This is a genomic window from Singulisphaera chitinilytica (assembly GCF_049331405.1).
In the GTDB taxonomy this organism is placed as follows: Bacteria; Planctomycetota; Planctomycetia; order Isosphaerales; family Isosphaeraceae; genus PoT.
The window spans coordinates 6,010,012-6,024,600 of the sequence record NZ_CP186274.1; the positions used below are offsets into that span (position 1 = coordinate 6,010,012).

Genomic DNA, 14,589 nt, shown 5'->3' on the forward strand with positions numbered 1-14,589 from the left:
CTCTGGATTGAACCGCCGCGCCGATGATGGCTACAACTTTGGAGGTTTCCAGATATGGGACGGTCGTCGAGGTTAAGTTCGTTCGCATTCCTGCTGCCGGTCCTGGTGGCCGGGGCGCTGGCCACGCCGGCGCTCGCCGGGCCGGCCCATTACGATAAAGATTCCAAGTCGTTCCGGTTCACATACACATTCGCCGTATTGCCGGGAGGCGGCGGAGACCCCCAACTCGGCCAGGTCCAGAAGCCTACCGCGGATCAGGAGAAGGTCGTCAACGATTTGGTCGGTCGGGTCAGCCTTCTCCTATCCACCGTCACGAATGGTCGGGCCAAGATCGGCACCCTCGATTACGTCGACAACATCAAGAATGCGGACCTCGTGGTCTCGCTCACGGGGGCACCCGCCAGCGCCGGCTTCGCCAATCTCAGGGCCATCGAAGGGCAACCGGGACAGATCGTCCTCTATTATCAGACCCTCGTCCCGATGATCTCGCAAGACGTGGTCCTGACGGCGACCCATGAACTTTGCCACTATATCTTCGGCCTGACCGACGAATATACCTTCCCTCGTGGTTGCCCCGTGCGTGCCGGCTCCGCCTGCCTCATGGACAACTACTTCTCGTCGGTGCGCGGATTCATGGGCCGATTCTGCACCTCCGCGGACCATGATTCCGAGCCCGCCCAGCAAGCTTCCTGCCAGGATATTGTCGACCAGTTCTTCAACAAGCTGGGAGTCGAGGCGGGGACGCCCGATACCACGACGGATGCGACGGCGGCGGCATCGGCTGCGACGGACCCGCGAACCGCGATCGTCGCCTCGGCGATCGGCAAGGTCCGAGCCCAGCATCTGGAGAACGTCAGCAACGGCAAGAAGATATCGAACCTCAAGTCTTTCGCCGAGAAGACGCTCAAGGCGCTCATCGAGCAGTTCAATCAGGATAATTCGAATCCGCTGATCCTGTCGAAAACCGGATTGGGACAAATCCTGGACTCGGTCGTCAGCGCGGGGCAGTTGATTCCGGTCCTCCAGCCCGAGTTGCTCGGGGCGAAGGCCTTCGCCCTGATCATGCAGGAGGCCAAGCGTCTCGGCGAATCCGTGAAGGACGTGAAAACCGAGGGGTCGCGGCTCTCGAAGATCAAGTCAGGGTTGAATTCATACGTTCAGGAGCTCGTGAAGGCCAAGCGAATCGATCCCAAGGCTTTCGCGCCCGCCCAGCAGAAAGCCCTGATCGATCAGGTCGCCCGCAATGCCGCCCGCGACCCGAGCCTCCAGACGCTCGATCGCCTGGTCGGTATCAATGAGATCTCGGCCCAGCTCGATGTGGCGATGGCGCAGGACATCATCACTGCGCTCGACGAGCTCAACGTACCCGGCACCCGCCAAAGGCTCGACTTCGTCCAATCCCTCCGGAGCAAGCTCGAATCCGCCTATTCAATCCCGGGTCGGACCTTCAGCCGATTCGGCACCAGGCGCACACGGATCATCACCCCGGACGCTAAGCCGGAATACGAGTATGTGCTGACGCAGAGCGGCGTGTATCCCTACAGGTCCATCCGCGACCGCTCGGTCGTCCAGTTCTCTCGCCTCGTCAACCGGTCGGGAAACCTTCAGCTCGTCAGCCCAGCGGCCCAGACAGGGGGATTCCAGCCCTTGACGGCGCGGATTAGCCGCCCGTTCAAGGATATCCCGTCCGAGGATGCATCGTCGAGCACGGGCGGGGTGAACATCCAGGAAGTTATCAGTGATACGATCGATCAGTTGCAACGTAATCGCCTGGAGAACCTCGCCGTCCTCATCCCGCCCGGCGGCCTGCCGATCGACCTGGGGGCTCAGGTCCCCAAGATTCGCGACCAACTTCCCAAGGATGCGGATGTTCGACTCGACCTGGTCTTGGTCGGCCCGGCGAAACTGGACACCGAGGTTCGCGACCTCGCCCTCTCGACCCGCGGTTCGGTCCTGACGGTCACCGATATCGACGAGATCGGCGCCATCGCCCAACGCCTCAAGAATGAGCAGTCGTCAGGCAATTGGGTCATCATCCCCCAGCAGGCAACCCTGGGGAAGCAGACCAATGGCAACGACGCGCATGATGCGAATCCAGGTCTAGACGTATGCAATGCGAATGTGAAAGCCATTCGGTTCGCCCCGCAGACGGGCGATGCGGCGAAAGATGCCGAGGCCCTGAAAAACTGGAAGGGGCCCAAAACCGTTGGCGACATTTCGAAACGGCTCGGAAGCGCTTTGGATAGGCTCAACTCCCTCCTTGATAAGGATGAAAAGACGAACGCAACTCAGCTTGAGGAGGGGAATCGGAGGGCCGCCCAGGATGCGTCGCGAGCGTTGCGGTGGCTCAGGGATGCAACCGCTCCCCGGAGCGTGAAGAATGCCGCTGATAGCAAGAAGGAAGGGAATCTCGAGAGCTCTTGGACATTCGACCTCGCCTCCTCGCCAATGGAGGACAAGAAAAAGATCGACAATAAGGCCTTTTTCGAATTCCTCGGGCGAGCTCGCGAGCAATTGAGCCGCTTGCGAAGCTCGGTCAATCAGATGCGCACGCCGTCGAGTGGATTCGCCAACCCCGAACTGATGGCGTTCGCCAAGCAGCTTACGCAGGAGTCGGAAGATAAGCCGCTCGGTGCAACAACGTCAGCGACCGGCGAGCCTGAGTCGCAACCCGAGGGCGATACGGCCAAGGGTTCGGTTTCAACCCTTGGCGTGAACCTGCGATATCTGGACGCCATCATGCGGGCCTATGAGCACCTCTTCGAGGCTTCGCTGATCGACCAGCAAGGCGAAGTGCCGATCTATAAGCGCATCGATCGGATCAACATGGAAAAGACGCGGCGGGCTGTTGAAGAGGCGAGACGACAGCAGACGCTCGGGCTGGCCGGCAACCCGCCCTCGCTGGAAGGAGAGAATCGGGCCAGGCTCGCCCGATTCTATGCCGAGGGGCAGGCCGAGTTCGAGTTGATCGTTGGCCTTACGCAAGAATTGCCCAATCGGCCTAGCGTGGAAGGTGATAAGCGATTTCGCATGGAATTAGTCTCGGACCTCGGTGTCCGCACCGCCGACGATGCCAAGGTCAAGTTCGATTCCAACGCTTCCACGCCCTCGCTGCTCGTCTTCCGGGCTTCGACTCCTCAACCGCTGCGGCCGGGTTGGTATACCCCGGTGCTCGTCTTCAAGGACCCGAGCGACTTTGCATTCCTGGCGGGAGCCGAGACGAACTTCACTTTCTCCGTCGGCTCGGACCGTCCGAACATCCAACTCATCACCGGGTTGATTCAGGAGCCAGGGACGAAGAGTAAAGGCACAGTAAGGCGGGCTGAAGAGTACGCCGCGGTCGAGGTCCAGGTCTCGGCCCCGAATTCGGTCCTCAATGCGCGTGTCATGGGCTATTACCAGATGATCACCGAGGGATTCGAGTCGATCGATCCTCGAGAGGTGGAGTTCCGGGACGACGGGACGGATGCCAAGGGGCTCTCGCAGGGCCAGGTGGGCTTCGATCAGGCGAAGTGCGACAGGTCCGCGAACGATGGGATTTACACCGCATTCTTCCCCCTGACCGACGTCGAAAAATCCACGGAGTTTCGCATCTTCATCCAGGCCGACACGACCGACGGCCAGGCTCGGTACATCGGGCTGGATAACCCCCATAGTGGCGGTGCCTCGGACGACGATGATGATTCCCCCACTGCCGGGACCAAGTCCAAGGACAAGAGGACCCTGGTTCGTCAGGCCGAGGCGACCAAGGCCGCCGAGGGTAGTGTGCTGAAGTTCCAGCGTGCCACCACGTTCCATTTCCACGCCGACCTTTGATTTCCGAAGCCGCTAGCCTCTATCGGGAGCCCGCCAGGTGTGGGGGCTCCCCTTTCACTCGCGATCGGCAACGTTGCCGATCGCAGGCGATACGAAGTCGTGCGCTAGCCGATCCCCCTCTTGGTTAGGAGAACCTTGATGCTGCCCCTCCGCAATTCATTTGCCAGCGTCGTCGGGCTCGGCCTGGTCGGTCTGGCCGCCCATGGGACTTGCGTACAGGCGACGGAGTCTAAGAGCCATGGCAAGGTCGTGATTAATGACCTGAGCCCCGTTGCCCCGTCCGAACGATTCGTAGGGCGATCGCCGTTGCATGAAGTTTATCGGATAAAAATGCACGTACCAGATGCGACGGGTCACGATTGGCTGTTGCTCGAAGATTGGGAGGGGAACGAACGAGGCTATGTTCCTTCTGAGTATCTTAAAACTTATGATGAAGCCTTTGATTTTTATACCCAAAAGATTCGCACAAATCCCAATCAGGCCGAACCTTATTTGAGACGAGGGTATTTGTGGTTTGATCGGAACGAGTACTCGATTGCCTTGATGGATTTCGAGAAAGCCCTCGAACTTCAGCCTGGTTACCCCGAAGCATATCAGGCGCGAGGGTATCTCCATTATCAACAAGGCAGCCCCAGGATTGCCGACGACGACTACGCGATGGCACTTCGATTCGGGGGGTCGAATGCGCGACTCCATGCGGGGATCGGTGATGCGCGGCTCGCCATCGCCAAGACATCGAAGGTCGCGAGTGATTTGGACCTGGCGATACAGCAATTCACCATTGCTCTTCAACTCGACTCGAACTTGACTCGGGCCTACCTCGGTCGAGCTAAGGCCTATCTCGAAAGAGATCACGTCGACGATGTCATGAAGGCGAAGGAAGATCTCGACAAGGCCATTCGCAGTAACGACAAATGGGCGCCGGCTTATGCCGCACGTGGCCTCTACTTTCTTCGCCTCAAGGATTATGCCCATGCTGAGGTGGATGCCTTGAAGGCGAAGGAGCTAAACCCTAAGAATTCATTGGCTCTCCGCCTCCTGGGGGCCGTTCAGGCCAAGAAGGATCATGCGTGGGCGCTGAAAAGCCTCGACGAAGCCGTCAAGCTCGATCCGAAGGATGCCGAAGCCTATCTCGATCGAGGTCGGGTCCATGCATCGCAGGGCAAGTTGGATCTGGCGGTGAAGGACTTTGAGAAAGCGGCCTATTATGATCGGTTGAACCCCGCCCCACTCGTAGAACTCGGTTCGGCGCATTTCCTCAAGGCCATGAGTCAGCAGAAGCCGCCGAAAAAGGATCCCGGCAATAACGCGAAATCTGATCCGAAGCCCGACTTTTCGTCCGTCGAGCTCCATTTTGCTCAGGCGCTTCGACTCGATCCGCAATTCGCCCCGGCTTTCGTTGGTCGTGGCAAGCTCCGCGAGGCCCAGGACCGTCCTGAAGAAGCATTGAACGACCTGACCACGGCGGTCTGGCTCGATCCTAAACTAGGGGAGGCCTATCTCGCTCGCGCCTTGTTGCTGGCCAATTGCTCGGAGGAAAAATTCCGCAATCCGAAGCTTGCACTGGCGATGGCCCAACGCGGCGAGGAGCTCATCGGCAAGGACGACCCGAGGGTCATGCAGACGCTGGCCGAGGCCTATTTCTCAGTCGACGACTACGCCAATGCCGTGAATTATCAGAAGGAATATATTGCGACGTCGGTCGGTGCGAAGGACCCCGGTGCGCAGGACCGTCTCAAGGTATTTGAGGCGAAGTTGCCCAAGTCATAATTGGCGCTACTGTTCCCACTAAGACTTCGAATCCAGCCACACCCGATGGCTTCCGAACGCTTTCTAACCCTTCCGACGAACCAGCGGGATCGTACGAACACGGGGCGATGTTGCCCCGGGCGTCCGCTCCCCGGCCTCTCGGCCTTCCGCGCGAAGGCCGGGAGGATTGACTCGCGAGTGGTCGCGCCCTCCGAAGGAAGATTCCATGGCCCATCTCTCGGCAGCGGAAGTTATCCTAAAAGAGCTTGTTGAGGTGCGACTGCGGCGTGAGCAGTTCATCAACCCTAAGGAGCCGTCGAAACTATCCGGGGTTCAGGACTACGACAAACTCGACGTTAAAGTCGAAGCGCGTCGCAAGGATCTCGAGAAAGACCAGGAGGAGCGTCGTAAGGAGCGCGAGAAGGACCTGAAGAAGCGTCTCAAGGAATACGAGGACAGGAAGGCGGAGCAACTCAGACTTTCCAACCCGCCAGGAACGCCATCTAACGCCGAGTCACCAGGAACGCCGCTCAACGCCGAGTCACCGGGAACGCCGCTCAACGCCGATTTTCAGCTGACGATTTCCAGGCTCGAGGCGCTCGAGCTACACACCGTGGGGCTCTCCATCTCAGGGGGTGGGATCCGTAGCGGCACGTTCGCCGTCGGATTTCTCCAAGGATTGGCACAACTCCGCCTGTTGAGCCGCATCGACTATCTCTCGACGGTCTCGGGTGGCGGCTATGCCGGAGCCTGGTTGGCCGCCTGGTTGAAGCGCGAGGGGAACGTCCTCGACGTCGAGCGGCAGCTCGATCCGAGTCGAGTCCGGAACGCCAAGGCCGATCGAGTCCTGCTTCAAGGATCTCAGGTCGTCGACGAAGAACCCGAGCCGTTGCATCACCTGAGGGAGTATAGCAGTTATCTCACGCCCAGGCCCGGGATCATGACGACCGACACCTGGACGATCCTCTCGATCTGGCTCAGGAATGTCGCCATCAACATGCTTGTCTTGTTGCCGATGGCGCTGATGCTTGTTCTCCTCGCCAGGATCGTCGTCAAGCTCTACATTTTGTTCAATCCTCCCTCGCTCGATGCCGACCCCATCTCCAACTGGTTCTCCATGGGGATGGCAGGGTTCGGGCTTCTGCTCGTTATCTGGGCCTTTATCGGGAGTAGCCGCGCCCTCTCGGAATTCCGAGAGGGGGAGAAGAACGCCGTCGGCACCCCGGAGGGCCATGCTCGTGATCGTCCCTCTTCGATCAAGAAGAAGGCCGTTCGGTGGGTGTTGTGTCTGATGTTCGGCATGCTCCTGGTGACGATACCGCTGAGGCATGTCATGTGGAGCATAGGCTCGTACTTCGAAGGGGCAACCGGCGGGGAGCGCTGGACGACGAACTTCCTGGTCAACTCGATTACGGATTACATCTCCGCGAACCTGGGCCTCTTGAGCCTCCCGACCGTCTTGGCGCACAGCCTGGTGTTCGGCGTGCTCATGGCCACAGTGGCCTGCCTTCGATATCACAAATGGATCACTCTCCTCGTGCTCGTGGGGGCGGCAGCCGTGGCGACGAGCCTGGCCCTGGCCCGCCCCGATGGCCTCCCTCCTGGTCTTGCGATCGCGGCCGTCTTCGTCGGGCTCCTCCTCCTGGTCACGCTCGCTATTTTCTTCACGTGTGTCGTCCTGAAGCTGAATCGGCCGTTTGGCGCCTACGTCCATGCGGCCTTCTGGGCCGGCCTCACGGGGGGAGCCTTGATCTGCTGCCTCGCGTATCTGCTCAGGATACTGGAGTCTCAGGCTTATCACGGTTTGACGGCGACGATCGTCCCTCCCCTGGGCGTATTGATCTACGTCGTTTCCATCATGGTCGAAGTCGCGTTGCTGAGCCGTTATGTCAACGAGGCCGAACGGGAGTGGTGGGCGAGACTGAGCGCCATGCTGATGATCGGCTCATTCTCCTGGCTCGGGGTGATGGCCGCGATCCTCTACGTGCCGGCCTTGTTCCTCTGGGCGGGGCCCGTCGTCAAGGCCCTGCTCGCCTCGGGATGGGTCGTGACCACGATCATCGGGGTCATCTCCGGCCGCAGGGCCACGTTGCAAAAGCCCGACGATAAGGGAGGCGTTAGCCTGACCTTGATCGCGTTGGTCATGCCGCCAATCTTCCTCGCCGGCCTCCTCGGCTTGATCTCGCTGGTGGTGGCCTATGTGGTCAACATGCCGCCGCTGGCGATGCCCGCCGAGGGCGACAATTGGTCCGCCCTCGATCGTTACATGGTGGGGGTCGCGGGGTCGTCCCTCTTCCTCATGGTCAGTTATCTTGTGGCGTCGGCGATCTTCTATTTGATCGCTAACGCCACGATCGACGTCAATCTATTCTCGCTCCATGCGATGTACGCCAACCGCTTGGTCCGTTGCTACATCGGTGCCTCTCGCCCGAAATCGCGTTGGCAGGCGAGGTGGGGTGGGAACCACACACCGGAGATGGGCGGAGGGGCCCCCGCCCTCCGGAAGAGTGAGGGATCTGCCGCGAAGGGGGGTAATCCCGACCCCTTGCAGAAGGAAAGCGACCCGCCCCCTGGCGAGACCGGATCGCATCGGCGACGTCGTGTGAGGGGTGAGATCGCAGATCTCCATGCGCGGCAAGTTCGCTTGACGAAGTCGATCAGTTCATTGAGGAAGAAGATCGAGGATCTCAATGAACAAAGGACGGCCACGCCGAGCTTGGATGCCACGCTCGGCCGGCAGGTCGAGGAGTCGGCGAGGCAACTCTACTGGCAGACGACCAATTTGCTGGAAGTCCTTGATCGGCTTTCGGCGAGGTTGGAACCCGGCCCCGAGCAAGATCGGGTCGAGTTCGAACGACGCAAGAGAGAGGCCGACCTCATCTCCTCTCAAGTCCAACAGCCGCCGAGTAACCCGAACCCCGTCACGGGTTTCGACCCCAGGGACGACATCTCCCTCTATGACCTCAGGATCGGCAGGCGTAGCAAGAATGCGTCGGTTTACTGGGGGCCGCATCTCTTGATCAATGGGGCCATGAATCTCGTGGCCGGTCAGGAATTGGCCTGGCAGGATCGCAAGTCCGAGTCGTTCGTCATGACGCCGCTGCACTGCGGGTCGAAGGGCGTCGGTTATGCCGACGTGACCGAGGCGACCACGAGCAACCTGACGCTGGGCCGGGCCATCACGATCTCGGGCGCGGCGATCGACCCGAATATGAGCTTCTACCAGTCCTCGGGCCTGACCGCCCTACTGACGATCTTCAACGCCAGGCTCGGCTACTGGATGCAGAACCCTCGATTCGCCGGCTGGACCGCCGAGGGCCCTCGATTCGGCGACAGGCTCTCCGCCGAACTCCTCGGGCAGACGAGCGACAGAGACCAGTATGTGCATCTTTCCGACGGGGGCCACTTCGAGAATCTGGGGATCTACGAGCTGATCCGCCGCCGATGCCGGTACATCATCGCGGTCGACTCCGGCGAGGACGTCGACGCGGCGAGCGACAACCTGGCGAACCTCGTCCGCCTCTGTCGCATCGACTTCGGGATCAGGGTCGAGCTTGACACCGACCCGCTCAAGGCCCAGGGGCCCGACAGGCTGAGCCGGACCCACCTCGTGATCGGCCGGGTCCATTACGAGGACGTCGACAACGGCCAGGTCCCCGGGATCATCGTCTATATCAAGATCTCGCTCACGGGGGATGAGCCCTCCGACGTCGAGAAATACGCGAGCAAGGCCCCGCGATTCCCCCACCAGCCGACCGACTTCCGGCAGTCGTTCACCGAGGAGCAATTCGAGAGCTATCGCGCCTTGGGCGACCACATCGCCCGCGACGTCTTCTCGGACGCCGTGGCCCGGCTCCGCGAGTCGGATGAGCCGGATTTCAAGACGGAGTGGTTGAAGCCAGAAGACGAGAACATGTACATAAGGGGTAATCAGCGTTTCTTCTCGGCCCTCCGCGGCCGCTGGGCGTCGCCCCCGGCCGATCATGGCGAGCTCTACCTCACATCGACCAGCGAATGGTCTCGACTCCAGACCCAGCTCCGCACGGAGCCGGACCTCGCCGGCTTGAGCCGGGACCTCTACCCGGAGCTGAACCTGGAAGCGGCCGTGGTGCCTCGGCCGCAAGCCGGCGACGGCGACCGGCTGCGGGCCGAGCTGCATGCCGTCGCGCAGATGCTCCAGATCATGGAGAACGCCTGGGTGGGCCTAGGCCTGAAGGGGCATTATGACATGCCGATCGACCGGGGCTGGATGAACGTCTTCCGGCGCTGGAGCGCGACGAAGGCGTTCCTCCGCTCATGGCCGATCCTCCGTCCCGAATTCAACCCCGACTTTGTAATCTTCTGCGAGTCCCAACTCCACCTCAGCACTGGTCGGTGGCCCTGGCTCATTAGCCTCGACCGGGAAACCGACAAGGACGCGATGAGCTTCAACACGAGATCCGTCGCCTGGCTCTCGGAAGAGTTCAGGAGGGAGTGGCCCGATGAGGCCTGGAACCAAGTGCGGAATGCCAGGCGAGATCTCCCGGCCTTGATCGATCGGACCCGCGACTCGCATGACAATCCGGTCGAATCGTCGGCCGACTTCATCTCGAGTTCGTTGATCGTCCAGGGGCCCGCGGGCGAGAAGCCGGCAATAGCCTCGGACGACAGATTCGCCTGCGGGATCGTCGTGGTCTGTCACTCGCCGGAAATCATCCCGACGCAGCTTCGGGGGCTCAACCCATCCGACCTCCTCGAGCTCTTCGTCTGGATCCGGCGCGCCCATCGTTCGATCGGCCTCGGGTCGAGGTGCATTCGTCAGATCCTGGGCAAACTCGACAAACTCGGCTCGACCAAGACGTTGATGGTCCGATATCCGAAGCCCGACCGGAAGACGGACCGCGACCTCGAGATGGCGATGTGGAAGAGCTTCTATTCGCTCTACGACTTCAAGCCCCTATCTCCCGCCAAGGATGAGACGAAAGTTCCCCCGGAGGAGGAGAATCAGACCATCCTGTACCGCAAGATCGGTGGCAAATCCCAAGGGGGGACGAAATGATCCTGACGCGTTGGCGGAAGACACTCCTCGGAATGGCCATCGTGGCTGCGGTGCTCGGCCTGGGCCTCTTTGCCCTTGCCAAGCTGGATGTCCTGAGCGGCGTCTCGCCCCCTCGCCCTCCCAAGGTCGAAGAGGGCAACTTCGTCAGGCTGGCAGAAAAACAAGGTTGGAAGACCAGCCAGGCAGATTGGTACCACCACGCCAGCCAGGGGACGCGAATCCTTCCCCTGGATTGGTTCATGAACCTCGAGCAACCTGCTCTCCTCTGGCCCGCCGGCAAACTCAGCGATTCGGATTATCTCGAGCGTTTCGGCTTCTTGCCGAGTAAGAAGCTTTCCGAACTGAATCCGGGAACGCTGCCGATAGGATTTGCGATCGAAGAGAATTTCGACGCTCCTTATGCGGTCCCGCCATCGAACGGGAAGGAGAAGGTCGTCGGCCTGACCTGTGCCGCCTGTCACACGGGCCTGATCAGTTACCAACAGGGGAGCACGATCAAGTCCGTCTTGATCGAGGGCGGTTCGGCCATGATCAATCTGGCGGCATTTCAGGAGGCTGTCGGTCGGTCACTTGATCTGACCCTGAGATCGAGCTCACGCTTCGAGCGCTTCGCCCGTGCTGTTTTGAAAGATAAGGCAGATCAGAAAGGCAAGGACGAACTGAGGGATAGTCTCCAACAGTACCTGGTCGTCGGGATGAACAACAGGGAGTATGCGCGGGTTCATAAGCTCAACGGGACGGAGGGAGGATTCGGGCGGACCGATGCATTGGGTTTGATCGGGAACCGCGTCTTCGGTACCACGAAGGTCGACAATCAAGTCGTGCCCGATGCGCCGGTCAATATCCCGCACATCTGGACGGCCCCTTGGTTCGACTGGGTGCAATACAACGGGTCGATCCGCATGCCCCTGGTCCGCAACATCGGCGAGGCCCTCGGCGTCGGGGCGCCCGTGAAGCTGGAATCGTTGAACCCCAAAGATAAATCACCTTTATACCAATCCACGATCAATCTGAAGAACCTCGCCGCCTTGGAGGATCAGCTCGGGGGCGAGACCGCATCGTGCGGCCTGCAAGCGCCGAAGTGGGCGGATACAGGGCTGAAACCCATCGATGAACCTCAGAGGGTTCGGGGTGCTGGGCTTTACCATCAGTACTGCAAGAGTTGCCATCTCCGCCCCATCAAGGAGATTCTAAAGGACTATGCCGCGGAGGAGTGGTGCAGCGATTCCGGCAAATCTATCCTCAAGCTCAAGAAAAGCGACCTCTTCGTGATCGGCACCGATCCGAATCAGGCGATGAATCTTTACCGTCGAGTTGCCGTCCTCGACGGGAAGACGATATCTGCCGCGAAGGGGCTCTTCGTGGTGACCGAACTCGCCCGAAGGCGTAAGCTTCAAGATTTCGAAGCTGCCAATGAGGACGTCAGCGAGATTAATTTCAATCGAGACAGGTCTTCGGGCGTTTGCGATTTGGATGAGAATGAGTTGCTGTCAACTGATTTGATCAATCAGGTGATCCTGCCCAATTTGTATTACAAGGCCCGCCCATTGAATGGCATCTGGGCGACTCCTCCGTATCTGCATAATGGCTCGGTGCCGAATCTCTACCAGTTGCTTGTCCCTTGGGACCGTCGAGATAAGGTTTTCTACACCGGATCAACCATGTTCGACGAGAAATACGTCGGATATGAGAAGGATGCAACCTCGGGCTCTTTTCGTTTCGATACGTCCTTGCCCGGCAATGGGAATGGAGGGCATGAGTTCCGTAACCTGTCCATGCAGGAATTGGAACTCAGTCAGAAACGCCAGGGTGAGGTCGCTAAATATGATCCTCAGGAACGTGAGGCCAAGGCTCTCGAAGTCTCTGTCGACGAGTTCAGGACTTTTACGCCCCAGAAGATCAGGGAAAGCTATCGGAAGGCTACCGAGAAGGTGCTAGGTACAAGCGAAGCACCGAAGGCCCATCCGTTCAAGGGGATCATTGGTCCAGAGTTCACGGACGATGAGCGTTGGGCACTTGTCGAGTATCTGAAGAGCCTTTGATCCAGACTTTGGTTGCTGGAGGCGAATCGCCGTCGCCATCGTCATGAGATGGGCGGCGATTCGCTGGCGCGAGGCCCGTACCAGGAGGAAGGCGGCGAGGGCGTGGGCGGCGGTGGCGGTTAGCATGATGGATAGGACGATGAGGGCCTTTGGGTCGTGGTGGATGGCCGAGACGAACTGATGGAACCGCATCGGCGAGACGGAGATTTCTTCGACGATGAGGGGCGTGCAGGTGGTCAGCATGCCGGCCATGGTGAAGCTCCCGAGATATGGGGAGAGGAGCGCGGCCGGGATGAGGTTGATCGCAAGGAGCGTCGTGACGGTGTAGGCGATGGCTCGCCAGACGTCGCTCACGCGGACGGAGACGTAGAGACCGAGCGCGACCCCGAACCATTGGTATGAGGCGATGGCGGCCAGGCCGAGGACGAAGCCGACGGGGTGCATCATCGTCGAGATGAGGGCCGCTACATACAGGAAGACGATCATGGCGAGGGGAGCGCGGACTGCCCAGATCGCGCCTTGCATCTTGGCCCGGAGGATTTCGGTAGGTTCGAGCGGTGTGCTGATCAGGCTCAGCCAGGTGCCTCGTGAGCGCTCGCCGGCGACGCTCGAGGCGGCCATGATCGACGAGGCGGCCAGCGCGGCGACGTAGAGGATCGAGGCCTTTTCGCAGAGGCGGTATTTGATGCCATTCCGGAAGGCCCCGTGGGATCCCCAGGGGCCGGGGTCGAGGCCGTGGCGGAAGAGTTCGTCGAAGGCGTGGTAGGCCCCCGTCGAGTCGTACCGGAGTTCCACAGCCGTCGAGTAGGTCACCAGGACGACGGCGCACAGGATCAGGAGCCGGGCCAGTCGCCTGGACTCGGGAGAGTGCCGCTCCTTCCATCGCAGGGCGTTGTCGCCGCATGGGGGGAGATACCCGGCCTCTCTCAGCCCGAGCCAGCGCAATGGTACGGAGAATCGCGTGCTTGTGCGGCGATCAGCTTGCTGGAGGTAGAGCGGCTTCAGCCTCAGGGCCGCGAGCAGGATTAGCAGAGAGCCCAGGATGATCTGTCGGACGATCAGGCCGAAGAGGATGTCCTGGAATCCCAGCGGTCTTCGTGCGGTAGAGCGCCAGAATGTCGGCTCGGAGAAGGTCGACTGAGGGCTCGACCTCGCCAACTCGTCGAGGCATGCCTGGATCAGACTCCAGGCCAGCGTCGGGGTCTGAGACCTGACGTAATCCGAGAGCCAGATCGGGACGAAGAGCCAGGCCCAGACCGCGAGCAACGATGCGATCACGGCCGTCGGCATCGACCTGGCATGGACGGAGACGAGCGCGGCGATCGATGCCGCCGTCCACCCGGCGGTCAATGTCTCAAGATAGAGCCCGGTGACACGCTCCGGCTCGATGCCGCCGAAGAGGCTGATGATCGCCAGGATCGGGAGGCCGGCCAGCATCGTGGTGAGCAGGACGAGCATCCGCGAGGCGAGCTTGCCCAGGATGATCTCGGCCGGCGAGAGCCGGGTCGTCAGGAGCAGGCCGAGCGTGCCCCTGGCCTTCTCCTCGGCGACGATCCCGGCGGTCCACAGCGGGGCCAGCAAGAGCATCGCGGCGCCCTGGGTGATGACGAAGCTGCCGAATGCGACCTTCCCCATCGTGGACAGTTCGCCGAGGGAGAGCGTGGCACCTCGCCAGGCCTCCGTCGTGGCCCCGACGCTCAGGCCGAGCGAGAGAGCGATCACCGTCGCCGTCACGACCCGGACGAGGAAGAGCCTCGGGTTCCGCGAGGCGCCCCGCCACTCCTTGACGATGAGGGAGCCGATCGCCATGGAGGGTCGTCCTTCCCCTGGATCGATGCCGCAAGGCCGCAATAACATCGAAGAGAAGCATCAAGGTGCGAAGTGATGCGTTCTTACGAATGTCAGATCTTGACGAATGAAAAAGCCTCGAGCCGTGAGGATCGA

Annotated in this window: 5 protein-coding genes; 4 read left to right on the top strand and 1 reads right to left on the bottom strand. The window is 60.7% G+C overall.

Annotated features, from left to right (window positions below; translation table 11 throughout):
• The first annotated feature begins 54 nt into the window (after positions 1 to 54).
• The 4 genes from ACOYYX_RS23825 (at position 55) to ACOYYX_RS23840 (ending at position 12,645) form a co-directional block, all read left to right on the top strand.
• Positions 55 to 3,816: a hypothetical protein gene (locus tag ACOYYX_RS23825; protein WP_422924365.1), complete on the top strand. Its 3,762-nt coding sequence runs from the start codon at positions 55 to 57 to the stop codon at positions 3,814 to 3,816.
• 138 nt (positions 3,817 to 3,954) lie between these two features.
• Positions 3,955 to 5,586, top strand: coding sequence for a tetratricopeptide repeat protein (locus tag ACOYYX_RS23830; protein ID WP_422924367.1), 1,632 nt, complete (start codon positions 3,955 to 3,957; stop codon positions 5,584 to 5,586).
• A 253-nt stretch (positions 5,587 to 5,839) separates the two neighbouring features.
• A complete protein-coding gene (locus ACOYYX_RS23835) occupies positions 5,840 to 10,603 on the top strand; it encodes a patatin-like phospholipase family protein (RefSeq protein ID WP_422924369.1) in 4,764 nt (1,587 codons plus the stop codon).
• Positions 10,600 to 12,645 (top strand): di-heme-cytochrome C peroxidase, encoded by a 2,046-nt coding sequence (locus tag ACOYYX_RS23840; protein WP_422924371.1) that lies wholly within the window; start codon positions 10,600 to 10,602, stop codon positions 12,643 to 12,645. Before ACOYYX_RS23835 ends, ACOYYX_RS23840 begins: the two co-directional genes overlap by 4 nt.
• Here ACOYYX_RS23840 and ACOYYX_RS23845 read toward each other — a convergent pair.
• Complete coding sequence (locus ACOYYX_RS23845; RefSeq protein WP_422924372.1) at positions 12,538 to 14,454, bottom strand: ABC transporter permease; 1,917 nt, start codon at positions 14,452 to 14,454, stop codon at positions 12,538 to 12,540. The two genes, ACOYYX_RS23840 and ACOYYX_RS23845, sit on opposite strands and share 108 nt — an antisense overlap.
• Between the last annotated feature and the right edge of the window lie 135 nt (positions 14,455 to 14,589).

Coding starts and splice junctions, on each gene's coding strand:
- ACOYYX_RS23825 (WP_422924365.1), top strand. CDS start 55: ATGGGACGGTCGTCGAGGTTAAGTTCGTTCGCATTCCTGCTGCCGGTC.
- ACOYYX_RS23830 (WP_422924367.1), top strand. CDS start 3,955: ATGCTGCCCCTCCGCAATTCATTTGCCAGCGTCGTCGGGCTCGGCCTG.
- ACOYYX_RS23845 (WP_422924372.1), bottom strand. CDS start 14,454: ATGGCGATCGGCTCCCTCATCGTCAAGGAGTGGCGGGGCGCCTCGCGG.
- ACOYYX_RS23840 (WP_422924371.1), top strand. CDS start 10,600: ATGATCCTGACGCGTTGGCGGAAGACACTCCTCGGAATGGCCATCGTG.